The organism is Brevundimonas sp. FV2ps16, assembly GCF_058681075.1.
This window is the reverse complement of record NZ_CM178728.1, coordinates 2,404,057-2,429,485: the sequence shown is the minus strand read 5'-3', so window position 1 is coordinate 2,429,485 and position 25,429 is coordinate 2,404,057. Positions and strand designations below refer to the sequence as shown.

The 25,429-nt window shown below is 64.6% G+C and carries 26 protein-coding genes and 1 other RNA gene; 16 read left to right on the top strand and 11 right to left on the bottom strand.

What is annotated here, in order from left to right; translation table 11 throughout:
• Nucleotides 1-71 precede the first annotated feature (71 nt).
• Nucleotides 72-2,738 carry a methionine synthase gene (gene metH, locus ACW170_RS11770; RefSeq protein ID WP_492086851.1) on the top strand — a complete coding sequence of 889 codons (2,667 nt, stop codon included), beginning with the start codon at nt 72-74 and terminating at the stop codon, nt 2,736-2,738.
• Nucleotides 2,739-2,780: 42 nt separating this feature from the next.
• Here the strand turns inward: metH and ACW170_RS11765 are convergent, their stop codons facing one another.
• Together ACW170_RS11765 and ACW170_RS11760 are read right to left on the bottom strand one after the other, a co-directional pair.
• Nucleotides 2,781-3,350: a hypothetical protein gene (locus ACW170_RS11765; RefSeq protein WP_492086850.1), complete on the bottom strand. Its 570-nt coding sequence runs from the start codon at nt 3,348-3,350 to the stop codon at nt 2,781-2,783.
• Nucleotides 3,351-3,482: 132 nt separating this feature from the next.
• Nucleotides 3,483-6,569, bottom strand: a complete 3,087-nt coding sequence (locus ACW170_RS11760) for a TonB-dependent receptor (protein ID WP_492086849.1) — start codon at nt 6,567-6,569, stop codon at nt 3,483-3,485.
• A gap of 546 nt (nt 6,570-7,115) precedes the next feature.
• Here ACW170_RS11760 and ACW170_RS11755 point away from each other — a divergent pair.
• On the top strand, nt 7,116-8,018 hold the full coding sequence (locus ACW170_RS11755) for an MBL fold metallo-hydrolase (RefSeq protein ID WP_492086848.1): 903 nt from the start codon (nt 7,116-7,118) through the stop codon (nt 8,016-8,018).
• Here ACW170_RS11755 and ACW170_RS11750 read toward each other — a convergent pair.
• Together ACW170_RS11750 and ACW170_RS11745 are read right to left on the bottom strand one after the other, a co-directional pair.
• Nucleotides 8,015-8,701, bottom strand: coding sequence for a DUF1499 domain-containing protein (locus ACW170_RS11750; protein WP_492086847.1), 687 nt, complete (start codon nt 8,699-8,701; stop codon nt 8,015-8,017). The two genes, ACW170_RS11755 and ACW170_RS11750, sit on opposite strands and share 4 nt — an antisense overlap.
• Before the next feature lie 15 nt (nt 8,702-8,716).
• Nucleotides 8,717-10,351 (bottom strand): long-chain-fatty-acid--CoA ligase, encoded by a 1,635-nt coding sequence (locus ACW170_RS11745; protein ID WP_492086846.1) that lies wholly within the window; start codon nt 10,349-10,351, stop codon nt 8,717-8,719.
• Nucleotides 10,352-10,510: 159 nt separating this feature from the next.
• Between ACW170_RS11745 and udk the strand changes: the two genes are divergently transcribed.
• The 5 genes from udk (at nt 10,511) to ACW170_RS11720 (ending at nt 13,270) form a co-directional block, all read left to right on the top strand.
• Nucleotides 10,511-11,158, top strand: a complete 648-nt coding sequence (gene udk, locus ACW170_RS11740) for a uridine kinase (protein ID WP_492086845.1) — start codon at nt 10,511-10,513, stop codon at nt 11,156-11,158.
• A 101-nt stretch (nt 11,159-11,259) separates the two neighbouring features.
• Nucleotides 11,260-12,117: a thymidylate synthase gene (locus ACW170_RS11735; RefSeq protein WP_492086844.1), complete on the top strand. Its 858-nt coding sequence runs from the start codon at nt 11,260-11,262 to the stop codon at nt 12,115-12,117.
• Nucleotides 12,117-12,416, top strand: a complete 300-nt coding sequence (locus ACW170_RS11730; RefSeq protein WP_271165981.1) for a nucleoside triphosphate pyrophosphohydrolase family protein — start codon at nt 12,117-12,119, stop codon at nt 12,414-12,416. Before ACW170_RS11735 ends, ACW170_RS11730 begins: the two co-directional genes overlap by 1 nt.
• Entirely contained in the window at nt 12,413-12,940 is a 528-nt protein-coding gene (locus ACW170_RS11725; protein WP_492086843.1) for a dihydrofolate reductase, read from the top strand. The genes ACW170_RS11730 and ACW170_RS11725 overlap by 4 nt, the downstream gene beginning before the upstream one ends.
• 9 nt (nt 12,941-12,949) lie before the next feature.
• Nucleotides 12,950-13,270, top strand: coding sequence for a YbjQ family protein (locus ACW170_RS11720; protein WP_159851431.1), 321 nt, complete (start codon nt 12,950-12,952; stop codon nt 13,268-13,270).
• A 19-nt stretch (nt 13,271-13,289) separates the two neighbouring features.
• Here ACW170_RS11720 and ACW170_RS11715 read toward each other — a convergent pair whose 3' ends face one another.
• Both ACW170_RS11715 and ACW170_RS11710 read right to left on the bottom strand, forming a co-directional pair.
• On the bottom strand, nt 13,290-14,387 hold the full coding sequence (locus tag ACW170_RS11715) for an NADH:flavin oxidoreductase (RefSeq protein ID WP_492086842.1): 1,098 nt from the start codon (nt 14,385-14,387) through the stop codon (nt 13,290-13,292).
• A 75-nt stretch (nt 14,388-14,462) separates the two neighbouring features.
• Entirely contained in the window at nt 14,463-15,539 is a 1,077-nt protein-coding gene (locus ACW170_RS11710; protein WP_492086841.1) for an Mrp/NBP35 family ATP-binding protein, read from the bottom strand.
• A gap of 53 nt (nt 15,540-15,592) precedes the next feature.
• Here ACW170_RS11710 and miaA point away from each other — a divergent pair, with 53 nt between their 5' ends.
• The 4 genes from miaA to ACW170_RS11690 all read left to right on the top strand — a co-directional run bounded on the left by miaA (nt 15,593) and on the right by ACW170_RS11690 (nt 18,250).
• Nucleotides 15,593-16,486: a tRNA (adenosine(37)-N6)-dimethylallyltransferase MiaA gene (gene miaA, locus ACW170_RS11705; protein ID WP_492086840.1), complete on the top strand. Its 894-nt coding sequence runs from the start codon at nt 15,593-15,595 to the stop codon at nt 16,484-16,486.
• 10 nt (nt 16,487-16,496) lie between these two features.
• Nucleotides 16,497-16,864, top strand: a transfer-messenger RNA (tmRNA) gene (ssrA, locus tag ACW170_RS11700).
• Nucleotides 16,865-16,954: 90 nt separating this feature from the next.
• A complete protein-coding gene (locus ACW170_RS11695; RefSeq protein WP_492086839.1) occupies nt 16,955-17,425 on the top strand; it encodes an SspB family protein in 471 nt (156 codons plus the stop codon).
• Nucleotides 17,426-17,488: 63 nt separating this feature from the next.
• Nucleotides 17,489-18,250 carry a C13 family peptidase gene (locus ACW170_RS11690; RefSeq protein WP_492086838.1) on the top strand — a complete coding sequence of 254 codons (762 nt, stop codon included), beginning with the start codon at nt 17,489-17,491 and terminating at the stop codon, nt 18,248-18,250.
• Here the strand turns inward: ACW170_RS11690 and ACW170_RS11685 are convergent.
• Both ACW170_RS11685 and ACW170_RS11680 read right to left on the bottom strand, forming a co-directional pair.
• Nucleotides 18,219-18,575, bottom strand: coding sequence for a RusA family crossover junction endodeoxyribonuclease (locus ACW170_RS11685; RefSeq protein WP_492086837.1), 357 nt, complete (start codon nt 18,573-18,575; stop codon nt 18,219-18,221). The two genes, ACW170_RS11690 and ACW170_RS11685, sit on opposite strands and share 32 nt — an antisense overlap.
• On the bottom strand, nt 18,572-19,192 hold the full coding sequence (locus ACW170_RS11680) for a peptidylprolyl isomerase (protein ID WP_492086836.1): 621 nt from the start codon (nt 19,190-19,192) through the stop codon (nt 18,572-18,574). Before ACW170_RS11680 ends, ACW170_RS11685 begins: the two co-directional genes overlap by 4 nt.
• A gap of 81 nt (nt 19,193-19,273) precedes the next feature.
• Here ACW170_RS11680 and fumC point away from each other — a divergent pair, with 81 nt between their 5' ends.
• Nucleotides 19,274-20,665, top strand: coding sequence for a class II fumarate hydratase (fumC, locus tag ACW170_RS11675; protein ID WP_492086835.1), 1,392 nt, complete (start codon nt 19,274-19,276; stop codon nt 20,663-20,665).
• A gap of 92 nt (nt 20,666-20,757) precedes the next feature.
• Nucleotides 20,758-21,669, top strand: coding sequence for an alpha/beta hydrolase family protein (locus ACW170_RS11670; protein WP_492086834.1), 912 nt, complete (start codon nt 20,758-20,760; stop codon nt 21,667-21,669).
• 157 nt (nt 21,670-21,826) lie between these two features.
• Here the strand turns inward: ACW170_RS11670 and ACW170_RS11665 are convergent, their stop codons facing one another.
• On the bottom strand, nt 21,827-22,222 hold the full coding sequence (locus ACW170_RS11665; protein WP_492086832.1) for a YccF domain-containing protein: 396 nt from the start codon (nt 22,220-22,222) through the stop codon (nt 21,827-21,829).
• Between the two features lie 89 nt (nt 22,223-22,311).
• The gene (locus tag ACW170_RS11660) at nt 22,312-22,551 is read right to left on the bottom strand and encodes a DUF2171 domain-containing protein (protein ID WP_492086831.1); all 240 of its coding nucleotides are present in this window, start codon (nt 22,549-22,551) and stop codon (nt 22,312-22,314) included.
• Between the two features lie 156 nt (nt 22,552-22,707).
• On the opposite strand from ACW170_RS11660, the gene ACW170_RS11655 reads away from it, so the two are divergent.
• Complete coding sequence (locus ACW170_RS11655; protein ID WP_492086830.1) at nt 22,708-23,946, top strand: patatin-like phospholipase family protein; 1,239 nt, start codon at nt 22,708-22,710, stop codon at nt 23,944-23,946.
• 2 nt (nt 23,947-23,948) lie between these two features.
• The gene (locus ACW170_RS11650; protein WP_492086829.1) at nt 23,949-24,140 is read left to right on the top strand and encodes a DUF4169 family protein; all 192 of its coding nucleotides are present in this window, start codon (nt 23,949-23,951) and stop codon (nt 24,138-24,140) included.
• Nucleotides 24,141-24,142: 2 nt separating this feature from the next.
• Here the strand turns inward: ACW170_RS11650 and ACW170_RS11645 are convergent, their stop codons facing one another.
• Nucleotides 24,143-25,036, bottom strand: coding sequence for a DMT family transporter (locus ACW170_RS11645; RefSeq protein WP_492086828.1), 894 nt, complete (start codon nt 25,034-25,036; stop codon nt 24,143-24,145).
• Nucleotides 25,037-25,188: 152 nt separating this feature from the next.
• On the opposite strand from ACW170_RS11645, the gene ACW170_RS11640 reads away from it, so the two are divergent.
• Entirely contained in the window at nt 25,189-25,413 is a 225-nt protein-coding gene (locus ACW170_RS11640) for a ribbon-helix-helix domain-containing protein (RefSeq protein WP_492086827.1), read from the top strand.
• The last annotated feature ends 16 nt before the right edge of the window (nt 25,414-25,429 follow it).

Genomic DNA, 25,429 nt, shown 5'->3' with positions numbered 1-25,429 from the left:
CTTTCGCGCCAGAACGACGGCTTCGCCGCCGTGCGCTCAAGCCCTCTCCCAATGGGAGAGGGAGGACAGTCATGAGACCCACCTTCATCAACGTCGGCGAACGGACCAACGTCACCGGCTCGGCCAAATTCCGCAAGCTGGTGGTCGAAGGCGACTATTCGGCCGCCCTGGACGTCGCCCGGCAACAGGTCGAGGCCGGGGCCCAGATCATCGACATCAACATGGATGAGGGCCTGCTGGACGGCGCCGTCGCCATGCGGACCTTCCTGAACCTGATCGCGGCCGAGCCCGACATCGCCCGTGTGCCGGTGATGATCGACAGCTCCAAATGGGAGGTGATCGAGGCGGGCCTGAAGTGCGTCCAGGGCAAGCCCATCGTCAACTCGATCAGCATGAAGGAGGGCGAGGCCAAGTTCCGCGAACAGGCCGTCGCCTGTCTGCGCTATGGCGCCGCCGTCGTGGTCATGGCCTTCGACGAGGTGGGCCAGGCCGACACCGCCGCCCGCAAGATCGAGATCTGCACCCGCGCCTACAACATCCTGGTCAACGAGGTCGGCTTCCCGCCCGAGGACATCATCTTCGACCCCAATATCTTCGCCGTGGCGACGGGGATCGAGGAGCACGACAACTACGCCGTCGACTTCATCGAGGCGGTCAAGGTCATCAAGACCACCCTGCCCTACGCCCGGATCAGCGGCGGCGTGTCGAACGTCTCGTTCAGTTTCCGCGGCAACGAGCCGGTGCGCCGGGCGATCCACAGCGTCTTCCTGTATCACGCCATCCAGGCGGGCATGGACATGGGCATCGTCAACGCCGGCGACCTGCCGGTGTATGACGACATCGACCCGACCCTGCGCGAGGCGGTCGAGGACGTGATCCTGAACCGTCCGCAGCGGACGAACGTCTCCAACACCGAACGCCTCGTCGACATCGCCCCCAACTACAAGGGCGACAAGGGCGTCGCCCGCGTCGTCGATCTGAAATGGCGCGATCAGCCGGTCGCCGCCCGCATCGCCCACGCCCTGGTCAACGGCATCACCGAATATATCGACGCCGACACGGAAGAAGCCCGCCTCTCATTCGACCGGCCCCTGCACGTCATCGAAGGTCCGCTGATGGACGGGATGAATGTGGTCGGCGACCTGTTCGGCTCAGGCAAGATGTTCCTGCCGCAGGTGGTGAAGTCCGCCCGCGTCATGAAACAGGCCGTCGCCTGGCTGGAGCCTTACATGGAGGCTGAAAAGGCCGGCAAGCCGCGCGAACAGGCGGGCCGGATCCTGATGGCCACGGTCAAGGGCGACGTCCACGACATCGGCAAGAACATCGTCGGCGTCGTGCTCCAGTGCAATAATTACGAGGTCATCGACCTGGGCGTCATGGTCCCGGCCGACCGGATCCTGGACGCCGCCGTCGAGCACAAGGTCGACATCATCGGCCTGTCCGGCCTGATCACCCCGTCGCTGGACGAGATGGTCTTCGTCGGCGCCGAGATGGAGCGGCGCGGCTTCGACATCCCCCTGTTGATCGGCGGGGCCACCACCAGCCGCACTCACACGGCGGTCAAGATCGAGCCCGCCTATCGCCGGGGTTCGACCACCTATGTCGTCGATGCTTCGCGCGCCGTCAGCGTGGTCTCCGGCCTGCTGTCCAAGACCGAGCGCGCCAAGAACGAAGCCGCCACCCGCGACGAATATATCCGCATCCGCGAGCAGTACGCCCGCGGCCAGGAGGTCAAGGCGCGCGCCACACTGGCTCAGGCGCGCGAGAACCGCTTCCGCATCGACCCGACCCAGCCCATGCCCGGCAAGCCGTCCTTCATCGGCGTGAAGGCCTTCGACGCCTGGGATCTGCAGGACCTGGCCGACCACATCGACTGGACCCCCTTCTTCGCCAGTTGGGAGCTGATCGGCCGCTATCCGCTGATCCTGGAGGACGAGATCGTCGGCGAGGCCGCGCGCGACCTGTTCGAGGACGCCAAGCTCATGCTGACGCGGATCATCGACGAGAAGTGGTTCACGGCCAAGGGCGTGGTCGGCTTCTGGCCCGCCCGCGCCGACGGCGACGATGTCATCGTCTTCGCCGACGAGGGCCGGGACGCCGAGATCGCCCGGTTCCACACCCTGCGCCAGCAGATCAAGAAGTCGAACGGCAAGCCGAACCTGGCTCTGTCCGACTTCATCGCCGAACAGGGCGAGGACTATATCGGCGCCTTCGCCGTCACCGCCGGCCATGGCGAGCTGGAGATCGCCAAACGGTTCAAGGACGCGGGCGACGACTATTCCGCCATCCTGGCCACGGCCCTGGCCGACCGTCTGGCCGAGGCCTTCGCCGAGCGGCTGCACAAGGAAGTCCGCACCCAGCTCTGGGGCTACGCCGCCGACGAGTCGACCGGCATCGACGACCTGATCACCGAACAATATCAAGGCATTCGACCCGCCCCCGGCTATCCGGCTCAGCCCGACCATACGGAAAAGGCCACCCTGTTCCGCCTGCTCCAGGCCGAAACCAACGCCGGCATGGCCCTGACGGAAAGCTTCGCCATGACGCCTCCCGCCTCGGTCTCGGGCCTCTATTTCGGCCATCCGGGCAGCCACTATTTCGGCGTCGGCAAGATCGATCTGGATCAGGTCGAGGACTACGCCCGGCGCAAGGGCTGGGACGTGGCGACCTGCGAACGCTGGCTGGCCCCCATCCTCAACTACGACCCCTACGCCGCCAGACGCGAAACGGCGGCCTGAGCAGAGGCTCAGACCGCCGTTCCATAGTCCATCGTCTGCCGATCAGTTGGCGGGCGCCGGCGCCTCAAGCCCGACTTCGGCCGGGGTCGCCGGCGGCGTCGTGATGTTATTCCGAATACGCCGGGCGGCATGCTCGCACCGCCCCGGCAGACCATAGAACAGCCCAAACGACTGGCTCCGCGCCGCTTCGTCCTCGCTGGCCAACAGGGGCGCCCATTGAGCCTTCACAGCCGCCGCCGCCTGTTGCGCCGCAGCCTTGGCCGCCGCCGTCTGGCGCGGCTCTGCCGCCGCCAGAGCACTGCGGAAATCCTGCGCTTCCAGTCGTCCCAGTCGCACCAGTTCGACGTCCTCAGGCGTACGGTCAGTCAGGGTCTCGCCCAGATCCGCATGCCCCGTGACCAGCGCATCGCACCAGGCCACCAGCGGATAATCCTGCGTCGGCGCGCCGCGCGGAAGCGGATTCGCATAGGCGATCGCCTCCCGCACCTTCAGGGCGTCAGCGGTTTCGGCGCCCCGATTTCCGGTGACGATCGGTCCGTCCTGATCTTGAGCGAAGGCGGTATTCGACAACGACAGGGTCGCCACAATCGCGGCGGCGGCAAATTTCAGCATGGTATTCCAGGTGCGAGGGCGCTGGCGCCCGAGTGGTAGCCCAACGCTCCACCGCTAAAATGGCGCCAGTGGGGCGCACAAAAAAAGGGCGGCGAACCGAAGTCCGCCGCCCAGCTCACACATCAATAGTTATTAGAACGTCCAGTCGAAGCCGATCCGAACATACCGGGGCGACTGATAGGCAATCGGCTTGCGGTAGTTCGGGTCAGGCAAACCGGAAGACAGGTCACCCCGCTCACGGAAATCGGTCGCTTCTTCGAAGTTGAAGACGTTGAACACATCCGCACGAAGAACCAGGTTACCGAAAGGCAAGATGTCTGCCATCGAGTAACGCGCCGACAGGTCAACGTTGCGATACCATTCGCCCGAGAACGATTGGCCGCGCGGGGTCAACACACCTTGGCAGTACCAAGAGGCCACACCGTAGGCGCCGGCGAAGGCATCGGTCGGGTGCCGGCCAATACAACCATAGGCGCGCGGTGATTGCAGCGTCGCGTTAGCGCCCAGCGTCAGGTTTTGGGTCAGCGCATATGACCCGAACAGCTTGAAGGTATGCGCGTGGTGGTTCGGCAGCAGACCGTCCGCACCATCCATTAGACCCGGCTGGTCGAAGTCCGTCGTAGCGCCGGAATCGTCCTGACCGTTATCGGACTTCACATAGCCTTCAAAGTTGCCGCTGCTCTTGGACAGGGTGTAGGAGCCTTGGATGCCCCAGACACCGTCGTTTGCACGCTCGAACTGGAACTGCAGAGCCTGATACTGCCGCTTGATGGGCGGGTAACCCAGCGAGTTTGCCGAGAGCGTGACGGTACGCCGTTCAGTCTCACCGGGAAGCGGGTCAGACAGGATCACTTCCAAGGCGTTGCCCGGATTGTGGATCACGTACTGGTGGAATCCGGTCCAGATATCGTCGCAGCCAGCGATTCCTTCGGCGTCGCAGTAGTCGAGCACCGCGGCGTCGATGGCGATGTCTTCAGCCGAACGCTTCAGGTCACGGAAGGTGAACGACAGACCAGCGCTCCAAAGGTCACCGAACTGACGCTCGTAGCCCAGAATGATCTCTTCCTCCATGGTTGATTCGAGGTTCTGGCCGATCTGAGTCGTCGCATCGTACAGTTCGCCCGTGCTCGTCACCCGGCAGCCGTCAACGCCGTTGGTTCCAAATCCAGGGCCATCCGGGCAGGCAGTAGCATCTGCCCAGCCGACGATCTGTGCCCCCAGACCAATCGGCGCACCGTTAGCATCATAAGGAAGGGTGCCTGGATAGGCTGCTGGATTGTAACCAGCAGGAGTGCGGAAGTACTCAGAGTAGTAGAGCTCCTGCCCCCCCATGCGAGAGGCCGTGTTCGCAGCGATCGGCATATAGTACCGGCCCCAGAAGCCATAAACCCTGCTGCGACCGTCGCCGGATGGATCATAAGCAAACCCGAGACGAGGGCCTATTTCTCCATCGAAATTGGTCAGCTCTTGACCAACCAAGTTGTTGAGGACGAATTTATCAAGACGCACCCCAAGGTTGAGCGTTAGGCGATCATTAACATCCCACTCATCTTGGATGTAATACGCCTCGTTCTCTCCACTAAATGAACCACCCGAAATAAAGATGTTCGCCTCGATGTAGTGTTCTCCTGCAGCGATGTTTCCACCGTCTACAAGCGGATCGGATGCTGACGCTTCATGATACGCGTACGATCCTTGGAATGGACCTGGGCGTTGGGAAACAGAAAGGAGGCTATTTTTTTCCTTATCGTAACCAAACCTGATATGGTGGTCGCCCAAGAAACTAAAGTACATATCCGCGTCTGCGCGGAAGAACTCACGTTCCAACTCGACAAGAGAATTTACCGTACCTGCCTGATTAGGACTAACTCGCGTCGGAGTGCCCGTAATCTGGTCTTCCGCGTAGAATGCGTCACTCGTTTGAACGGTTGAGTCTCGATCTTTATTCTTACCGTAAGCGGCTGAAATGGTAAGCCAATCAGTTATCGTTCCTGTATAACGCCCAACCCAGCTTTCTCCACCGTACTCATAAAGCGTACTAGCTTGATACGCACCGGTCTCATCGGTCACTGGGCTGAACGCGTATGTATCAGCCTGAGTAGACCGCGTTGTATCGAAGTATGTAAATTCGAGTCGATGGTTTTGCGTTATATAGCCATCTAATTTGGCTCCATAAAACGGGTCATCAGAAGTCTGGATGGTAGTGCTGCGTCCAGATATCGAGCTATCCGAACTTTCGATGTCACGGAGCTCGGTCAAGCCATAGAAGAATAGTCGGTCCCGGATGATTGGGCCGCCCAGTTCTACGACGTAGCTAGTCGAATCAGCCTCATCTAGGGCGTTTCGAGCTGTGTACGTATCTGGAGATTGCTCGCGCAGGCTATCTGGGGCCCAGTTGGCATGCAGGCCAAGCATAAATTCATTGCTGCCCGATTTGGTGACGGTGTTAACCACGCCACCGGTCGAACGGCCGAACTCAGCCGAATAGCCACCCGTCTTCACCTCGACCGACCGATAGAAGTCGAACGGAATGGTCGAACCGCCCAGGAAGTTGGCGAAGTTCGTGACGTTCAGGCCGTTCACATAGTAGGCGTTTTCGGCGACAGAGGCGCCGCTGATGGACGGCAACGAACCGAAGGCGTTGTCGCCTTCTGAAGTGCCGGGTGCGAGCAGTGTAACTGCGGTGATGCTACGGCCGACGGGGACCTTCTCAACCAATTCCTCTAGATCGACGGTCAAACCGGTCGTGGTGCGGTTGAAGTCTAGAGAACGACGAGCACCGGTTACGACGATTTCGCCCAGCGCGGTCGCACCCGAAGCGCCGGCCGGCGACAGGGCGAAGGCATAGGACGAGGTGCCGCCCAGGCTGACCTGCGCGGTTTGGGAAATCGGCTCATAACCCGCAGATTGAATAGTGACGACGTAGCTTCCGATCGGCACCAGAGCGGCACGGAAATTCCCCGAGGCGTCAGTGGTCGCGTTGCGCACAAAACCTTGTTCCGAAGAACGGATCTCTACCGTAGCGCCAGCGACAGGCGCGCCGCTTTCATTCGTGACAGCCCCAGTAAGTGTGCCGGACGAAAAGTCTTGCGCGCTCGCCGATGTCGGCGAGAACACTACAGCCGATACGGGTAGAGCGACCGCAGCCGCCAGGGCCACGCCCCCAATCATCGTGCCCGCCAACAGGCGCTCTCGAATGGTTTGGATCTTCAAAATCAAGTCCTCCATAACGCAACCAGCGCCACACATGGACGCCAGCTGCACAACTCCACGCCCCCATGCGCGTAGATTATGATGGACCTTAATCAGGCTAAGGCGGCACGCTACGACTATTACAGTCCCGTAACCCTTTAGTCGCGGACCTGTCGTAATATGGCCACATGAGGGCAGAAGGTTCGTTATTGGAACACAATTGCGCCACATCCGGCTACAAGAGCCCAAACGATGCTTAAATTGGGCGCAACTCGGGGTAATCTTTTATACAATTAGGATTGCGGGAAAATTGGACGCTCCGCTGCTCCGCTTGCAACGCCTCCCGGATCAAGCGTCTTACCTTTCAATCTCAACCCTGCTCGCATATGGCGCCGGCTCCGGGGTGCAGGAGGCGATGATAAGTTGCGCCGCCATGAGACAAATGAAGGCCGCAACAATGGGCTGGAGCCGATTTGAGACAGCGAAGGCGATAGAACGGGCCATGACCGGCGCTCCGACAGAGGTTACCGAGGCGTTAAGGCAAGGCGCAGGCCAGCTTCGGAGCAATCGACCGTGATTCCTTTCGTCCGTGATTTCGAGTTCGCCTATGGGCGTCGGGACCAGGTCTCACCGCTCGTGCAGCGGGTGATCGCTGAAAATCCGGGGCCCTTCACCTTCACGGGAACGGGGACCTACATCGTGGGCCGGCCGCAGGCGGGAGCAACTGTCGCGGTGATCGACCCCGGACCACTCGACGCTTCGCATCTGAGCGCCTTGCTGGCGGCTGTCGAAGGGCGAACGGTCGGCCATGTTCTGGTGACCCACACCCACCGCGATCATGCCCCCCTCGCCCGCCCCTTCGCCGAGCGAACAGGCGCTACGATTCTGGCGGCGCGACCGCCGGCGCGCGAGACCCACGCCTCAGGCGCCTTGGACGAAGACGAGGACGCGGGGTTCGCGCCCGACGTCGTTCTCGCTGGCGGCGAGTTGATTGAAGGCGCCGGCTGGACGATGGAGGCGATCTTCACGCCCGGTCACGCCTCGAACCACATGGCGTTCGCTCTGAAAGAGGAAAACGCCCTTTTCAGCGGCGATCACGTCATGGGGTGGGCGACCAGCGTCGTGGCGCCGCCGGACGGGAATATGCGGGACTATATGGCCAGCCTGGACGTCGTGATCGCCCGGGATTTTGCGACCTTGTGGCCGACGCACGGGGCCCCGGTGACGGATCCAGCGCCCTTTCTAGAGGCCTATCGGGCGCATCGGCTAGAGCGGGAAGCCCAGGTTACGAAACGGCTTATGGCCGGCGACCGCACAGCAGCACAGATGGTCCCTGCCCTCTATGCGGCAGTGGACCAACGGCTTTGGCCGGCGGCGTCGCTGTCAGTCCTGGCTCACCTGATCAAGCTGGTGGAAGACGGCGCGGCGACGGTCGCCGGCGAATCTGGGCTCCACGCCGAATTCCGTCCCGTCTAACGGACTTCATCTTCCAGCGCAGCGACGATCTTGCCCATCAGGCGACAGGTCGCGCCGCCATCAGGTCGCGGATCACGCGCGGCGACGCGGATATCGGTGCGGCCGGGCCGGATTCGAATCACGGCGTCATAGGCGAAACCGAACCAAGCGCCTTCATGAACCCCTTCCACCTCGAAGGTGGCGGCCCGAACCACGGGGAAGCCCGCGTCCACCAGGGCCGAGACTGCCTGTTGCGCCAGGACCTGGGTCGGGATCGAACGGGCGGCAGGGCAGGTTTCCGGCCCCGTCAGGCCCGAGGCGTCAGGATGCAGAGCCTCAAGACGGCGATAGGTCGGAGGTTCGGCGACATGGGTGCTGATGTCACGCGGGGTCGGTTCTGCCAAGCGTTGGCCCTGATACAGGAAGACGCCCAGGGTCGCGCCAGCCAGGATCAGGGCGATCGCGGCGTAGATCCAACGCCGCCCGAAATCCCGGAGCGTCAGGACCGCCACGACCAGGGCGGCGATGCACCCGACCCAGGCCAGTCCCTGCCCCACTTTCCAGGTCAGCAGATCATAGGTGATCGCCCGATCCATCCCGCCGAACAGGGTCGCGGCCATCGCCGCCACCACCAGAACCAGCGGCGCCGCCGTCAGGGCGGTCAGCCAGGGAATCAGCGTGGGAACAGGCTTGGCCGACGGCATCGACGCTCCATGGGATCAGGCGGGTTGGATGTCCGGCAGACGGTAGTCCTTCATCCGCTCGCGCAGAAGCTTCTTGTCGATCTTCCCGGTGGCGCCCAGCGGAATCTCGTCCACGGCCACCACGTCGTCCGGCATCCACCATTTGGCGATCTTGCCCTGCAGGAAATCGAGATGCTCCTGCTTGTCCAGCGCCTCGCCGTCCTTCAGCTTGACCAGCAGGACCGGGCGTTCATCCCATTTGGCGTGCGCCGCGCCGATCACGGCGGCCAATTCGACCTTGGGGTGGCCCACGGCGATGTTCTCGATCTCGATGGAGCTGATCCATTCGCCGCCGGACTTGATCACGTCCTTGGATCTGTCGGTGATCTGCATGAAGCCCAGTTCATCCACCGTCGCCACATCGCCGGTGTCGAAGAAGCCGCCGGCGTCCAGGATCGAACCTTCCTCGCGGAAATAGCCACGAGCCACGGTCGGCCCCTTGACCATAAGATGGCCGAAGGTGGCACCGTCGTGCGGCAGTTCGCGGCCCGCGTCATCCTTCAGCGTCAGCTCGATCCCCAGCGGGGGCGTCCCCTGTTTAGTGCGGTACTTCAGCTGGTCCTCGAACGGGAGGACCGCCGTCTCGGGCGTCATGTTCGACAGGGTGCCGATAGGCGAGGTCTCGGTCATGCCCCAGCCCTGAAGCACCTCGATGCCATAGTCGTCATGGAAGGCGCGGATCAGGCTTTCGGGTACGGCCGAACCGCCGATCAGCACCCGGTTGACGGTCGAGAGCTTCAGCCCGTTCTGCCGCATATGGGCCAACAGTCCCTGCCAGACCGTCGGCACGGCGGCGGAGAAGGTGACACCCTCGCTCTCGAGGAGTTCGTACAGGGCCTCGCCGTCCATCCGGGCGCCCGGCATCACCAGCTTGCAGCCTGAGGCGGGACCGACGAAGGCGATGCCCCAGGCATTGGCGTGGAACATCGGCACCACCGGCAGGATGACGTCGCTGGTCTTGCCGCCGACCACCGACGACTGCAGCGCCATGAAGGTGTGCAGGAAGTTCGAGCGGTGCGAATACAGCACCCCCTTGGGATTGCCCGTCGTGCCCGAGGTGTAGCAGAGGCCGCAGGCGGTGTTCTCGTCGAACGCGCCCCAGACCGCGTCTGCGGACTGTTCCGCCACGATCCGCTCGTAGGATTCCGCGCGCGGCAGACGGGTCTGCGGCATATGGGCGTCGTCGGTCATGATAATGACCCGCTCGACCTTGGGAATATGCGGCAGGATGGCTTCCAGCAACGGCACGAAGGTCAGGTCGGTGAAGATGACCCGGTCCTCGGCATGGTTGATGATATAGACGAGTTGCTCCGGGAACAGGCGGGGGTTCAGCGTGTGGCAGACCGCCCCCATGCCCATGACGCCGTACCAGGTCTCGATGTGACGATCGGTATTCCAGGCCAGGGTGGCGACCCGGTCGCCCGGCTGTATGCCCCACGCCTTCAGCGCGTTGGACACCCGCTTGGCGCGGTCGTGGATCTGGCCGTAGGTCGTGCGGACAATGGGGCCCTCGACCGAGCGGGTGACGACCTCGCGGTCGCCATGCCAGTTCTTCGCATGATCGATGATCTTGTCGACCGTCAACGGCCAGTCCTGCATCAAGCCCAGCATGGTGCGTCTTCCTTGTCCCTTGGTGCGTCTGCTTGGCTGCGACGCTTGAACAGACGCTATCATCGGTGATCAGCGATAAGCAACGTAACGCAACGTCATCCTCGCGCGACGGATCGTCTCCCGTGGCGCTGAGACGCCCGGCGCCCTAGAAGGCGGCCCATGGCTATATTGATCGCGATCACGGGGGGCTCCGGCTCCGGCAAGAGCACCCTGGCGGAGGCGCTGGTCTCGGCCCTGCCTGAAGGCAAGGCGGTGCTGGTGCGCGAGGACTCCTACTACAAGGACGCCGCCAGCCTGCCCGGTTTCGACGCCGCGACCTTCGATTTCGACGATGTGGCCGCCCGCGACCATGACCTGATGATCACAGATCTGAAGGAACTCAAGGCCGGTCGTTCGGTGACCGCGCCCCTCTATTCCTTCATCCACCACGGACGCGAACCGGGCGGCGAACCGATCCCGGCGGCCGAGGTGGTTATTGTCGAAGGCACCCATGTGCTCTGCACCGCCGACTTGACCGCCTTGTTCGACATCCGGGTCTTCGTCGACACCCCCTCTGACATCCGTTTCATCCGCCGCCTGTTGCGCGATCAGTCCGAGCGCGGGCGGTCAGCGGATTCGGTCGTGGCCCAGTATCTGGCCACTGTACGACCCGGCCACGAACGCCTGACCGAGCCGTCGCGCACCCACGCCGACTTCATCATCGCCGACGCCACGGCGGCGGTTCGCCTGGAGGATCCGCAGGCCGTGGTGCGCCTGGCGGCGCCCGTCCTCGCCCACCCCCTGCTGCTTCCCCTGCTCGAGGCCTGAGGGCGCCCATCGAAGGCGAACCGATTCGTTTTCTGTGGACGCCGTCCGCGCAGCCGCGGGTTCCGCGTTTCGAATCACTCAATCTGAGGCAAGCTCTCGTCATGAACGCTCAGGTCGCCACCGTCGAACTCCAGGCCCGAACGGCCGCAGCCGCCGCAGATCATCCCGAGCGGCAGTATCTGAACCTGCTGCGCGACATTCTGGACAATGGCGCACGCCGCGACGACCGCACCGGAACCGGAACCCTGGGCGTCTTCGGCCGTCAGATGCGGTTCGACCTGTCCAAGGGTTTCCCGGTCCTGACGACCAAGAAGCTGCACCTGCGCTCGATCATCGTCGAACTGCTGTGGTTCCTGCGCGGCGAGACCAATATCGGCTGGCTGAAGGACAACGGCGTTCGCATTTGGGACGAATGGGCCGACGCCGAGGGCGAACTGGGCCCAGTGTATGGCAAGCAGTGGCGGTCCTGGACTGCGCCTGACGGCCGGGTCATCGACCAGATCGAGAAACTGGTCCACGGCCTGAAGACCAACCCCAACAGCCGCCGCCACATCGTCACCGCCTGGAACCCGGCCGACGTCGACGACATGGCCCTGCCGCCCTGCCACTGCCTGTTCCAGTTCTTCGTCGCAGACGGCAAGCTGAGCTGCCAGCTGTACCAGCGCAGCGCCGACGTCTTCCTGGGCGTGCCCTTCAACATCGCCTCCTACGCCCTGCTGACCCTGATGCTGGCCCAGGTGGTCGGGCTGGAGCCCGGCGACTTCGTCCATACCTTCGGCGACGCCCACCTGTATCTGAACCATCTGGAACAGGCCGAGCTCCAGCTGACGCGCGAGCCCCTTCCTCTACCCGTCATGCACATCGCGCCCAAGACCGACCTGTTCGCCTTCGAACTGTCGGACTTCACGCTTGAGGGTTACGAAGCCTGGCCGCACATCAAGGCCGCAGTGGCCGTTTGATGGACCTCAAGTCGCTGCAGGCCGCCGTCCTGCGCATCTCGGACATCTACGCCGCCGAACACCAGATCGACCGCGACCGCGACTGGGCGCTGCTGAAGCTCCAGGAAGAGCTGGGAGAGCTGACGGCCGAGCATCTGCGTCTGTCCGGCCGCGCGCGAGGCACGCCCGACGCTGACGCGTTGGGCGACGAAGCGGCCGACGTCCTGGGCATGCTGCTGATCTATTGCGCGGGCGCAGGCGTTGATCTGGAGACGGCCATGCGGCGCAAATGGCTCAAATGGCTGGAGCCAAAAGCATGACCATTCCCCTGATTTCCCTGGTCGTCGCGCGCGGACGCAACGGCGTCATCGGCCGCGACGGCGACCTGCCCTGGCGGCTGCGTAGCGACTTGCAGCGATTCAAGGCCATCACCGTGGGCAAACCCTGTCTGATGGGCCGCAAGACCTGGGAGAGCCTGCCGCTGAAGCCCCTGCCCGGCCGGTTGAACCTGGTGCTGACCAAGGACGAGTCCTATGAGGCCGACGGCATGTCCAAGGGCGCCCTGGTCTGCGCCACTCTGGACGAGGCCATAGAGATCGGGCGCGAAACGGCCGAAGAGGACGACGTGGACGAAATCTGCGTCATCGGCGGCACCGCCGTGTTCGAAGCCGTCCTGCCACGCGCCAAACGCCTCTACATCACCGAGGTCGAGGCCTCGCCCGAGGGCGACGCCGTCTTCCCGGCATTCGACGAAACGGCCTGGATCGAGGTATCTTCGGAATCACACCCGGCCGGCGAGAAGGACGATCACGCCTTCACCTTCCGGGTGCTGGAACGCCGCTAGGAGAAGTCGATGTACGTCACGACCACCAACGACCTGCCCGGTTTCCGCGTCACTCGCCATATCGGCCTGGTGCGCGGCGTGACGGTGCGCTCACGCAACGCCATCTCCGACGCCATCGGCGGGGTCCAGTCGATGCTGGGCGGCCGGGTCGGCGCCTATGTGAAACTGGCGGAGGCCGGGCGTCAGGAAGCCTATGACGAACTGGTCAAACACGCCGAGGCCCACGGCGCCAACGCCATACTGGCCGTTCGCTACGACGCCACCGAGATCATGCCCGGCGTGACCGAGGTGCTGTGCTACGGCACGGGCGTGATCGTCGAGCCGGCCTGAACCGGCTCGACGTCTCAGGTCAGGACAGGGTCATCAGGTCTGCGCGTTCGAAGTTGCGCAGTTCGTCAGACCGGCCGTCGCGGATTTTCTGCACCCATTGCGGGTCAGCCAGTAGGGCGCGCCCCACGGCGACCAGATCGAATTCTTCGTTCTCCAGTCTGCGCACCAGGCCGTCCAGCGAGGCGGGTTTGGAACCCTCGCCGCCAAAGGCCGCGATAAACTCGCCGTCCAGACCGACCGAGCCCACAGTGATGGTCGGCTTGTTCATCAGTTTCTTGGTCCATCCGGCGAAATTCAGGTCCGACCCCTCGAACTCCGGCTCCCAGAAGCGGCGCTGCGAGCAGTGGAAGACATCCACTCCCGCGTCTGACAGCGGCGTCAGCCATTCGACCATCTGGTCGGGCGTTTCGGCGATCCGGGCCGCGAAATCCTGCTGCTTCCATTGCGACAGGCGCAGGATGACGGGGATGTCGTCGCCGACGCCTTCACGCACCGCCTTGACCACCTCGGCGCCGAACCGGGCGCGGTCGGCTATGGTCGGGCCGCCCCAGCGGTCCTCGCGCACATTGACTCCGCCCCAGAAGAACTGGTCGATCAGATAGCCGTGGGCACCGTGGATCTCGACGGCGTCGAAGCCCAGCTCCCGCGCCGCGCGCGCCGAACGACCGAAGGCGGCGATAGTGTCGGCGACGTCCTCTTCGGTCATCGGCTCATACTTGGCCTTGCCGGGCGCAGTCATGCCAGACGGACTGTCCACCTGGCCCAGCGGGACCCAGTCCGCGCCCTGGCCGCGCGCCGAACCGACGTGCCAGATCTGCGGCGCGATCAGGCCGCCGGCGGCGTGGACCTCGTCCACCACCGTCTTCCATTGCGGCAGGGCGTCGCCGTGGAAGACCGGAACATTGGCGTCGTTACGGGCGGCGGGCCGCTCCACGACCGTGCCCTCGGTGACGATCAGCCCCACGCCGCCTTCCGCCCTGCGACGATAATAGCCGGCGACGTCTGAGGTCGGGATTCCGTTGGGCGAGAAGGACCGCGTCATGGGGGCCATGACGATGCGGTTGGGCAGGGTCAGCCCCTTGATAGTGAAGGGACGAAACAGGGCGTCGACGCTCATCGGATCTCCTTGGGTATCGGTAAGACCCAAGGTGGCGAATACAGTTGCGTTTGAAAACCCCCTGCCGTGAAGTTTCTACAGTTCCAGGGCGGCCGCCACCTGATCGGCGATCGCGGCGAACCGGACAGCGATTTCACCACTCGGGTTGTCCGCCACAACGGGCAAACCCGCATCACCGCCTTCGCGCAAGGCGGCGTCTAGCGGCAGGTCCCCCAGGAAGGGAATGGACAGACGTTCGGCCTCGGTCTTTGCGCCGCCCTGTCCGAACACCGAACCGCTCATGTTCTCGATCAAACCCAGCGTCGGCACATTGACCCGCTGGAACAGGGTGTGCGCCCTCCGCGCATCGGCCAGAGCCACTTCCTGCGGCGTCGAGACGATGACGGCGCCGTCCAGCGGCGTTTTCTGGATCAAGGTCAGTTGCACGTCGCCGGTGCCGGGGGGCAGATCAACCACCAGCACGTCCAGCGGCGCCTCGGCCGTGCCCCACCGGGTCTGGCTCAGCATCTGGGTGATCGCCTGCGACGCCATCGGCCCGCGCCAGATCATGGCGTCGTCCATCTTGGTCAGCAGGCCGACCGACATGGCCTTCATTCCATGGGCGACGTGCGGAACAATGGCGCCGTCCTCATAGGCGGGCTGGCCGCTGATCCCCAGCATGGTCGGCAGCGACGGGCCATAGACGTCTGCGTCCAGTATTCCGACCGACAGGCCGCGCGCCGCCAGGGCTGCCGCTAGGTTCACCGCGACCGTGGACTTGCCCACCCCGCCCTTGCCGCTGGCCACGGCCAGGACGCGACGAACATGGGCTGGACGGTCGGTCGGGACCGGCGCCTTGGCGCGCCCCTGATCCACAGCGGCCTTCGAAAGACCGGCCGTGCGCGGCGCCGGCTTGCTGAGCCCCGGTTTAGCCTCGGCCGTCAGGATCACCGACACCCGGTTCATACCGGGCACGGCCTTAAGCGCCGCCTCGGCGGCGTCACGGACAGGCGCATAGGTTGCGACCAGACTGCGATCGACTTCCAGTGCAAAACCGGCCCGATCATCAGCAACCACCAGCCCTTGAACGAGGCCGGCCGCGATCAGCCCCTGCTCGGAAACCGGGTCTTTGACTGCGTCTAGCGCGGCGATGACGACGGAACGTTCGACCAAGACGGTCTCCACAGGACTTGCAGGCGATAAGGGGCGCGTTCTATCGCCCATGGATGCCGCCCGCGAGCCTCGATTTGTCCCAGCCGCCATTAGTCACCCTGCTCGCCGGCCCCACCGCCTCGGGGAAATCCGCCCTGGCGTTGAAGATGGCGCTCGAGACCGGCGCCGTGATCATCAATGCGGACAGCCAACAGCTCTACGCAGACCTGCGCATACTCACCGCCCGCCCCTCGCTGGAAGAAGAGGCCCAGGCCAACCACCGACTGTACGGCGTCGCCGACGCGGCGGAGGTCTGGTCGGTCGGCAAGTGGAGCCGGGCCGCCCTAGATCTGTTGGACGCCGCGCACGCCGAAGGCCGGCCGGCGATCCTCGTCGGCGGCACCGGCCTGTATTTCAACGCCCTGACGCGCGGACTGGCGGATATCCCCCCCGTCCCTCAGAACGTCCGCGACACGGTGGATGCGGACTATGCCGCATGGGGCGAAGTGGCCTTCCGCGCCCGTTTGGCCGAGCACGACGCCAACGCCGCCCGGACCATCGAGCAAGGCGACCGCCAGCGGTTGATCCGGGCTATGAGCGTCCACTCTGCAAGCGGGCGCGCCTTGAGCGACTGGAAGGCGGATACACGTCCGCTGCTCGCGCCGGGGTCGTGGACAGGGCTTGTCATCGAATCCGATCGTGCCGCCCTCTACGCAAACTGCGACCGGCGTGTGGATCTGATGATGGAGAACGGCGCGCTCGAGGAGGTTCGCGCGCTGATCGCGCGAGGCCTGTCCCCAAATCTGCCCGCCATGAAGGCGGTCGGAGTGCGCGAACTCTCGGCATATTTGGCCGGAGAGATCGGCCGGGATGAAGCGATCGACGCCCTGAAACAGGCGACCCGGAACTACGCCAAACGCCAACTGACCTGGTTCAGGAACCAGACCCCGGACTGGACGCGGGTCTGAAGCGCACGCGACGCTTGGAAAGCGTCCGCGCAGCGCCTATATTGGTCTTGTCCGGTTTCGGCCGGACTATAGCGATAAACGCGCTTGTAATAAGCGGACCGGACCCGGGTGCGATTCCCGGCGGCTCCACCATTCTCTTCCCCGCGTTATCGGCGGAGGCGTCATGGGGCCGACTAGCATCGACGGACGTGTAAAGAGGATTGCTTTCGCTCGTCCTGGCCTACCGTATCGGGCCATTTTCTAACTGCGAACGATAACTTCGCTGGAGAAGTCGCTCTCGCCGCGTAATGCGGTTCGGGTGATTTCGAACCTTAAGTCCTAGGGGTTCAGATCCTTGGGCGGGGCCTGTCGGGAGCCTGGCAACAGAATCCCGGCGCTTAATCCTTCATATCCTGTTCGTTTACCTCTTTCGCATCTTTCGCGCTCGCGCCTGCGCCGCTATCAGTCGCGCTCAATTGCGAGGTGACGATGACCGACCAGACCCCTCCGGTCGACGAGATGCAGTACGAGCGGCTGGCGCATGAAGCGCTGCGCGGCGTGATCCGTTCTGCGCTCGAACATGTTCTGGCCGAAGGCCTGCCCGGCGCGCACCACTTCTACATCACCTTCAAGACCCGCGCCGCCGGCGTCAGCATTCCGCCGGACATGCTGGCCAAATACCCGGACGAAATGACTGTGGTGCTGCAGCACCAGTACGAGGACCTGCAGGTCGAGGCCGACCGGTTCTCGGTCAAGCTGCGGTTCGGGGGCGTTCCGCGCACCCTGGCCATGCCCTATTCGGCCGTCACCCGCTTCTATGATCCCAGCGTCCAGTTCCTGCTGCAGTTCGACGAGCCCGAGATTGTCGAAGCGGTCGAGGAAGCGACCCCGCCCGAAGATCCGACGCCCGGCTCGGACGGCCCCAAGGTCGTGTCACTGGACCAGTTCCGGAAAAAGTAGGCCCTTCCCTACTCGCCACCTCGCGATAAGCTCTGGGAGCAGACCAAGGCGGAGGGGTACGCGATGTTTCGTTTCATGGCGGCGCTCTCGGTGCTGGGCCTGATGGTCATGGGCTGCGCGGCCCATGCCCAAAGCCGTTTCGATGGCTGGGCCTCGGCGGTAATCGCCGCCGACTGGCGCGACAGTGACGGCCGCGCCATCGCCGCCTTCGACAACGCTCAGCGCGACCTGACCGCCGCCTTCCAAAAGGCCGGCTTCGATCCTGACGCCATGGTCAGCGTCAGCCTTAGGCCAGACGTCCCCAACCCAGTCGAGGCGGAAGACAGCCTGCGTCGTTTCGCCGAGGCCGCTGAACGCGCGCCGCGCGGCTGCCTGTTCTACGTCACCTCGCACGGCTCGCCCGAAGGCCTGGTCTTCGGGCCGGGAGCCACCCTGGAGCCGGAACGCCTGATTCCGATCCTGCGCCGAATCTGCGGCGACCGCCCGACGGTGGTCGTGCTGTCCGCCTGTTTCTCCGGAATATTCATCGATGGATTGAAGGCGCCCAATCGCATGGTGATGACCGCCGCCCGCCGCGACCGGTCGTCGTTCGGCTGCGCCGCCGATGCGACCTATCCCTATTTCGACGAATGCGTGCTGGACAGCCTGAAGACCGCGCCGGACTTCATCGCCCTGTCCCGCGCCACAACCGCCTGCGTCGCCGCCCGCGAACAGGCCGAGGGCCTGACGCCCGCGTCCGAGCCCCAGACCGCGATCGGGGCCACTATGCAACTATTGCTGCCGACCCTGAGGTTCAGGCCTTCCGGGGATAGGATCGGATCGTGATCCGCTCCCGCTCGCCTTCATGGCGTTCCACCACCAGGCGGGCGACCTGACTGTCGTCGTGGAACAGATAGCCCTTGATGGAATCCAGCAGCGCCTTGGCCAGGTTGTCGAGGTCCATCCACGGTGGTTCGCCGACATGCTCCATGCGGATTTCGACGACATGATCGCCCCACGACGGTCGTGACGCCCATTCCTTGCGCATGAACTCATAGACCAGCGGCTTGTAGTATTTGGCCTGGGTGGTCAGGCCTTCGATGACGATCTCGACCGCCTCGCCGTCCTCCCGCGCCCGGACCTTGCCCGTCCCGATCCAGGCTTTCGTCATTGGGTGCAGACGGCCGGCGCCGCGTCCAGCAATCGTGCGGAACGGATCGTCACCGGCGGAGTGAGCTGCTCCGCATCGTCTGCCGGCATCCGCTGGATGCGGCGCGCCACGTCCAGCCCCTCGACCACCTGTCCGAACGCTGCGAACCCCTCACCATCCGAGTTTCGGGCGCCGCCGAAGTCGAGACTAGGCGTGTCCTGAGTGACGATGAAAAAGCTGGAAGTCGCGCTGTCCGGGGCGCCCCGCGCCATGGAAACAGTCCCGGCAAGATGGCGCAGCCCGGTGTCGCGCGTGCGCTCCAGCACGATGGGAGGCCGGGAGTCGTCATCGCTGCCGCGGGGGGTCGCCGCCTGAATGACGTCGATGGGATTGGGGTTGGCCGTATTGGTCGCGCGGACGACCGTGCGGAAGAAGGACCCGTTGTCGTAGCCCCCGAAGACGACATAGCCGATGAAGTTGCAGGTGCTGATCGGCGCAGCGGCGGCGTCGAGCGCCAAGACGATCCGACCCGCCGTCGTGTCCAGCACGACCCTGGGACGCGCCGGGTCCGCAGGAAGACTGGCGCAGCTCGCCAGCGCCAGCAACGTCGCCGCCAGTATCGCCTTTGATCTCATCATCCGGCCTCGCCTTGCCCTGTCCCGCTCTCGTGCTACACCGCCGCGCAACCAACCGCCACGTCTGAGAGACGAGATCCGCGCATGAGCAACGTCCGCATCGAAACCGACACCTTCGGCCCCATCGAGGTCGCCGCTGATCGCTACTGGGGCGCCCAGGCGCAGCGGTCGCTGGGGAACTTCAAGATCGGCTGGGAGAAACAGCCCCTGCCGGTCGTGCGCGCCCTGGGCATCGTCAAGCGCGCCGCCGCCGAGACCAACCGCGACCTGGGCAAGCTCGACCCCGCCCTGGCCGAGGCTATCATCCAGGCGGCAAACGAAGTTATCGAAGGCAAGCTGAACGACCACTTCCCTCTGGTCGTCTGGCAGACGGGCTCGGGCACCCAGTCGAACATGAACGCCAATGAGGTGATCTCGAACCGCGCCATCGAGATCCTGGGCGGCGAGATGGGCTCCAAGAAGCCGGTCCACCCCAACGACCACGTTAACATGAGCCAGTCGTCGAACGACACCTATCCGACCGCCATGCATGTGGCTTGTGCGGAACAGGTGGTCAACGACCTGATCCCGGCCTTGAAGCACCTCCACGCCGCCCTGGACGCAAAGGCCAAGGCCTGGGCCCACATCATCAAGATCGGCCGCACCCACACCCAGGACGCCACGCCCCTGACCCTGGGTCAGGAGTTTGGCGGCTATGCCCAGCAAGTCGCCAATGGCATCGAGCGGATCGAACAGACCCTGCCCAAGCTGATGGAACTGGCGCAGGGCGGCACCGCCGTCGGCACCGGCCTGAACGCCCCCGTCGGCTTCGCGGAAAAGGTCGCGGCCCAGATCGCCGAGATCACCGGCCTGCCCTTCACGACCGCGCCGAACAAGTTCGAAGCCCTGGCCGCCCATGACGCCATGGTCTTCAGCCACGGCGCGATCAACACGGTCGCCGCCTCGCTGTTCAAGATCGCCAACGATATCCGCTTCCTGGGCTCCGGCCCGCGCTCGGGCCTGGGCGAACTGGCCCTGCCGGAGAACGAGCCCGGTTCTTCGATCATGCCGGGCAAGGTCAACCCGACCCAGTGCGAGGCCCTGACCCAGGTCTGCGCCCAGGTGTTCGGCAACAACGCCGCGCTCACGTTCGCCGGCTCGCAGGGGCATTTCGAGCTGAACGTCTACAACCCGGTCATGGCTTACAACTTCCTGCAGTCGGTCCGCCTGGTCGCCGACGCGGCCATCAGCTTCACCGACAACTGCGTCGTCGGCATCGAGGCCCGCGAGGACAACATCTCGCGCGGCCTGAACAACTCGCTGATGCTGGTGACGGCCCTGAACGGCAAGCTGGGCTATGATATCTGCGCCAAGATCGCCAAGACCGCGCACAAGAACGGCACCACCCTGCGCGAGGAAGCCGTCGGCGGCGGCTATCTGACCGACGCCGAGTTCGACGAGGCGGTGCGTCCGGAGAAGATGATCTCGCCGGGCTGACCCATTGCTCGCCCGCTCCCCGTCCGCCTCTGGACACGGCCAAGCTTGCGCCCTAGCTTAGGTTTGGGGGCGTCCGGGGTTATCTGAATACCATGAAAGTTCTGAAAATCGCGGCAGGCACGGGCCTGCTCGCGGCGCTTGCACTTGCGCTGCTAGTTTATGGCTACGCCCACTGGCTGCCCCAGGGCCCGGCTCTGACCTCGCCGGCTCCGACCCCCGTCGGCAAGGCTGCTGTCGTCGTCCCCGCCTATACGAATTCGCCCCGCAGAACGCTACGCGTCTGGACCTATCGGCCAGCGGCATGGACGACTGGCGATCCGGTCGTCTTCATCATGCACGGCATGGGACGCAACGCCGAGGATTACCTCGACGCCTGGGTAGGCGCCGCCGAACAGCGGCGGCTTCTGCTGGTGGCCCCGGAGTTCGACAACCGCCTCGCTCGCTACGTCACCCGTGACTACCAGGAGGGTAACGTCAAGACGGTCTACGGCGCCCTGACTCGCGAGGAAGAGTGGGCGTTCACAGCCATCGAAAACATCTTCGATCGGCTACAGGCCGACAACGCCTGGAGGCTCCCCGCCTATGACATCTTCGGGCATTCGGCCGGCGGGCAGTTCGTCCAGCGCATGGTGATGCTAAAGCCGGAAGCACGGATCCGTCGCGCGGTGGCGGCCAATGCGGGCACCTATACCTTCCCCGACCCGCAGATCGCCTATCCCTTTGGCGTTGGCGGCGTGCCGCATGATCTTCCTGCCGCCTATGGCGTGGAACTGACCTTGCTGCTCGGGGAGCTTGACACTTCAGCTGACCAGGGGCGGCTGGACCAGTCAGCCCGCGCCATGGCTCAGGGACCGCATCGCCTCGCGCGGGGGCAGGCCCTGTTCCGCGCGGCACAAGCCGACGCCGCAACTCGAAATGTTCCCCTCCGCTGGAAGCTCCAGACGGCGCCTGACGTCGGTCACGACTTCAAGGCCATGTCGGCAGCGGCCGCCGAACTGTTATGACCCTCCTGGCAGGTCTGCCGTGCGCGGCGGGCCTGCCTTGGCCAGGGTTGGCTCTGTTCCTTTTCCGGTCTTGGCCGTGGAAGACGGCTCCTCGCCGATCCTCCTCGGCCATCTCAACACCTGGATCTACCAAGCGTAGGACTAAGCGCGACTGAGCTTAAGGCTTGTCGCGGATCGTCCGACCGATCGGCGCCAGGGCCAGTTTGGCCAGTTCCAGGTCCTTCAGGGCGAAGGGAATGCCGATGATCGTGATGGCCTCGGCGACCGCGATCAGCACGTGCGTCAAAGCGATGTACCAGCCTGCGACCACGAACCAGATCACGTTCAGGCCGATGCCGAAACACCCCGCCCCCAGCGCCGTCGCATCCGGCTCACGCCAGACGACTTCACGTCCGAACGGCCAGAAGGAATAGCTGGCGATCCGCCAGGCCGCGAATGTCCAGGGCAGCCCCACGATGGTGACGGCCAGGATCGCGCCGCCCAGCAGCCACAACAGGCCGGACAGCCACCCACCGAAGATGAACCACAGAATATTCAGGATCAGTCGGATCATCGCGTCCCTCCGAGAACAATGTCCTCCAGATAGAACGAAGGCCCCGCCGGCGACAGCGGAGCCTTCATTAATTCGCCGAAACCCGCGGCCTAGTGCGGCTTTTCGGTCCAGCGCGACTTGGCGTCGTCCTGGGTCAGGTTCAGGTGGACATGTTTGTCGTCGACCCGTTCGACCCAGCTGACCGGGATCATGTGGTGCTTGAACCCGCCCGCCATATCCAGCTTCGCCAGCTCGATCTGGTCGCCGAGCACATGGTCCACGCGACCGACATGACCGCCGTCCGATCCCACGACTTCCAGATGTTCCTTGATGAGCGTTGCGTCGACCATGGCGATTGTCCTTGAGTTTGTTGTTCCGCCTGAACGAACGTTCGTCGAGTCGCACGGTTTCAAACCGCAGCGCTTGTTGCCGTCGTCTCCCGGTGATGACAGACCCTTCACTCGAGCGGTATGAGTGCAGCCTGGGATCGGCGGAGAAGGCATCGGATGAGACGGATCTATTCCAGCCTGCTGGCCGTCGTCATGGCCCTGTCGGTCGCGTCTTGCGGCACCCTGGATCGTCCCGTCGGACCTTTGCGCCTCGCCGACGGCGCCCTAGCGCCAGCGCGGGACCCCCGCATCCGCGCCAATGACTACGCCCGGCTGGAAGCCTTCACCGAGGAGGTCGGCTCACGACTCACCAAGAACCATGACTTGTCGATCCTGGCCTTGTCGGGAGGGGGCGCGAACGGGGCCTATGGCGCGGGCGTTCTCGTCGGCTGGACCGAACGGGGCGACCGTCCGGTGTTCGACATCGTCACCGGCGTCAGCACGGGAGCGCTCGCCGCCCCCTTCGCCTTCGCCGGGTCCGAATGGGACCCGCAACTGGGTCACGCCTATACCGACGGCGGCGCCAGCAGCCTGCTCAGTTGGAGAAGCTTGGCCATCTTCCTCTACCCCAGCCTGTTCAGCGCCGGCGCCCTGCGCGATCTGGTGGACGACAACGTCACGCCGGACCTGTTGACGGCCATCGCCCGCGAACACGCCAAGGGCCGCCGCCTGCTGGTCGCCACCACCAACCTGGACAGCCAGGAGACGGTCATCTGGGACATGGGCCTTCTGGCCAGCCAGAACGACGACAATTCGCGCGCCCTGTTCAAGGAGGTGCTGGTCGCCTCGGCCAGCATACCCGGCGTGTTTCCGCCGGTGCTGATCGCCGGACTTCAACCCGACCGAACCGTGGTGATGGAGATGCACGCCGACGGAGGGGTCAATACGCCGTTCCTGGCCATCCCCGAAAACCTGTCTCTCTGGACCCGGGGTACGGACCGGCCGGGCGGCGGCGCCCTCTATGTCGTCGTCAACGGACAGGTGGGGCGCAATGACGGGGTCACGCCGGGCCGGCTGACCGCCATCCTGATGCGCAGCTACGACAGTATGAGCAAGGCCTCGCTGCGCACCCATCTGGCGACGACGGCGGCCTTCGCCCAGCGCAACGGCATGAGCCTGTCGCTGGCCGCCATTCCCGACAACGTCGAGGCCTCGAGCCTGAAGTTCGACCAGAAGACCATGACCGCGCTGTTCGACCTGGGCCGCGAACGCGGACGGTCGGCCGACGGCTGGACCCGACTGGACCAGACCGCATCCGCGCCCGCTTTCATTCCCCCTTCCACACTGCCGGCCGACCAGGTGCCCGAGGCTCTCAAGCCCAAGGAGACGCCGGCGACGGCGGCGCCTCAGGACTAGCCATGGCCGACATCATCAACCTGAACCGGGCCCGTAAGGTCCGCGCCAAGGCCGAAGACAAGGCCCAGGCTGCGGCGAACCGCGTCGCTCACGGCCGCACCAAGGGGCAGAAGAAGGCCGCTCAGACCGAGCAGACGCGGGCGGCTCGTCTGCTCGACGGCCAAAAGCTGGACGGCGAAAAGCCGACGGATTGAAATCAGGCCGTCTTCGGCGCCCGGATCAGCAAAACCTGCCCAGCCAGGACCAGGGCCAGCCCGATCAACATGGTCACCCCGACATGGGCGCCCTCGAACAGGACGGACATGATGACGGCGATCGGCGGCGTCAGGGCGGAGATATAGCTGGCCAGGGCGAAGCCCCGCTGCCGCGCCAGGGTGAAATACAGGCCGAAGGCGATGACCGACCCGAATAGCGACAGGTGCAGCAGCGACAGGACATAGGCGGGCGTCGGCTCGATCCGCCATTCGACGCCCGTCGCAAATCCATAGATCGCCAGCATTGCCGTGCCATAGGCCATGGCCCAGGCGGTCGCGGCCATCACCGGCGCCCCGGCCTGTTGTCCCCGCCAGGCGAACCAGTTGCCGAAGGCCGAGGCGACGACCGCGATCAGGGCGAAGCCAATGCCCAGAGCCGGCGCCGATCCGGCGGACACGCCCGCGCCCGACAACTGTCCGAACGAAAGCACAGCGACGCCGCCAATCCCCAGAGCCGCGCCCTGCCAGGCGCCGGCGGCGGGTTTCTGCCCTTCCAAAAGGCGAAACAGAACCAGGTTCACGAAGGCCAGAGCGGCGAAGATGACGGCGACGACCGCCGATGCGACCCGCTCTTCCGCCGCATAAACAAAGCCGTAGCTGACGGCGAAGACGAAAGCGCCCTGCCCCACGGCCGCCAGATGCTGGGCGCGGGTCAGGCGCAGCGGCCGCCGCGTCACGGCGCAAAAGGCGAACAGCACGACCGCCGCCAGGCCGAACCGCCAGACGATGGACACGATCGGATCCACCACCCCCAGCTGCAGGGTGATGGCGAACCAGGTCGTTCCCCAGATAAGGGCGCAGGTCAGGATAGCGAGGATCGTGAAGGGGCGACTCATGCAAGGCTCCGAAGGCGACGCCCGCATATCACCGTCCCCCCTCCAGCGCCGCTCACGTCTTGCGCCCGAGTGTGACAAACTGCGCCGTACAGGAGACCCGCCATGCGCATCAGCCCCATGATCCCGCTCGCGCATCGACGACGCCCCGCACCATGAGCGGTCTGGCCAAACGTTCGGTCGTGCTGGCCGGGCATGCGACCTCGGTGGCGCTGGAGCCGGAGTTCTGGGCCGTTCTGGACCGGATCGCCGCCGCGCGCGGCTTCAGCAAGGCCCAGCTTCTGGCCGACATCGACGCGAACCGTGGTCGCCGGCCGCTCGCCTCCGCCTGCCGTCTTCTGGCCCTGTCCTGGGTGGCGGAGCACGGGCCGAAAGCGTAGCATTGGCCTTCAAAAG

Bases quoted from the DNA above. Each gene is read 5' to 3' on its own strand.
- udk (WP_492086845.1), top strand. From the start codon at position 10,511: ATGGCTATATTGATCGCGATCACGGGGGGCTCCGGCTCCGGCAAGAGC.
- ACW170_RS11670 (WP_492086834.1), top strand. From the start codon at position 20,758: ATGAAAGTTCTGAAAATCGCGGCAGGCACGGGCCTGCTCGCGGCGCTT.
- ACW170_RS11690 (WP_492086838.1), top strand. From the start codon at position 17,489: ATGTTTCGTTTCATGGCGGCGCTCTCGGTGCTGGGCCTGATGGTCATG.
- ACW170_RS11640 (WP_492086827.1), top strand. From the start codon at position 25,189: ATGAGCGGTCTGGCCAAACGTTCGGTCGTGCTGGCCGGGCATGCGACC.
- ACW170_RS11660 (WP_492086831.1), bottom strand. From the start codon at position 22,551: ATGGTCGACGCAACGCTCATCAAGGAACATCTGGAAGTCGTGGGATCG.
- ACW170_RS11685 (WP_492086837.1), bottom strand. From the start codon at position 18,575: ATGACGAAAGCCTGGATCGGGACGGGCAAGGTCCGGGCGCGGGAGGAC.
- ACW170_RS11725 (WP_492086843.1), top strand. From the start codon at position 12,413: ATGACCATTCCCCTGATTTCCCTGGTCGTCGCGCGCGGACGCAACGGC.
- ACW170_RS11665 (WP_492086832.1), bottom strand. From the start codon at position 22,222: ATGATCCGACTGATCCTGAATATTCTGTGGTTCATCTTCGGTGGGTGG.
- ACW170_RS11730 (WP_271165981.1), top strand. From the start codon at position 12,117: ATGGACCTCAAGTCGCTGCAGGCCGCCGTCCTGCGCATCTCGGACATC.
- ACW170_RS11735 (WP_492086844.1), top strand. From the start codon at position 11,260: ATGAACGCTCAGGTCGCCACCGTCGAACTCCAGGCCCGAACGGCCGCA.
- ACW170_RS11655 (WP_492086830.1), top strand. From the start codon at position 22,708: ATGAGACGGATCTATTCCAGCCTGCTGGCCGTCGTCATGGCCCTGTCG.
- ACW170_RS11650 (WP_492086829.1), top strand. From the start codon at position 23,949: ATGGCCGACATCATCAACCTGAACCGGGCCCGTAAGGTCCGCGCCAAG.
- ACW170_RS11715 (WP_492086842.1), bottom strand. From the start codon at position 14,387: ATGAGCGTCGACGCCCTGTTTCGTCCCTTCACTATCAAGGGGCTGACC.
- metH (WP_492086851.1), top strand. From the start codon at position 72: ATGAGACCCACCTTCATCAACGTCGGCGAACGGACCAACGTCACCGGC.
- ACW170_RS11745 (WP_492086846.1), bottom strand. From the start codon at position 10,351: ATGCTGGGCTTGATGCAGGACTGGCCGTTGACGGTCGACAAGATCATC.
- ACW170_RS11645 (WP_492086828.1), bottom strand. From the start codon at position 25,036: ATGAGTCGCCCCTTCACGATCCTCGCTATCCTGACCTGCGCCCTTATC.
- miaA (WP_492086840.1), top strand. From the start codon at position 15,593: ATGCCGCCCGCGAGCCTCGATTTGTCCCAGCCGCCATTAGTCACCCTG.
- ACW170_RS11720 (WP_159851431.1), top strand. From the start codon at position 12,950: ATGTACGTCACGACCACCAACGACCTGCCCGGTTTCCGCGTCACTCGC.
- fumC (WP_492086835.1), top strand. From the start codon at position 19,274: ATGAGCAACGTCCGCATCGAAACCGACACCTTCGGCCCCATCGAGGTC.
- ACW170_RS11765 (WP_492086850.1), bottom strand. From the start codon at position 3,350: ATGCTGAAATTTGCCGCCGCCGCGATTGTGGCGACCCTGTCGTTGTCG.
- ACW170_RS11695 (WP_492086839.1), top strand. From the start codon at position 16,955: ATGACCGACCAGACCCCTCCGGTCGACGAGATGCAGTACGAGCGGCTG.
- ACW170_RS11750 (WP_492086847.1), bottom strand. From the start codon at position 8,701: ATGCCGTCGGCCAAGCCTGTTCCCACGCTGATTCCCTGGCTGACCGCC.
- ACW170_RS11680 (WP_492086836.1), bottom strand. From the start codon at position 19,192: ATGATGAGATCAAAGGCGATACTGGCGGCGACGTTGCTGGCGCTGGCG.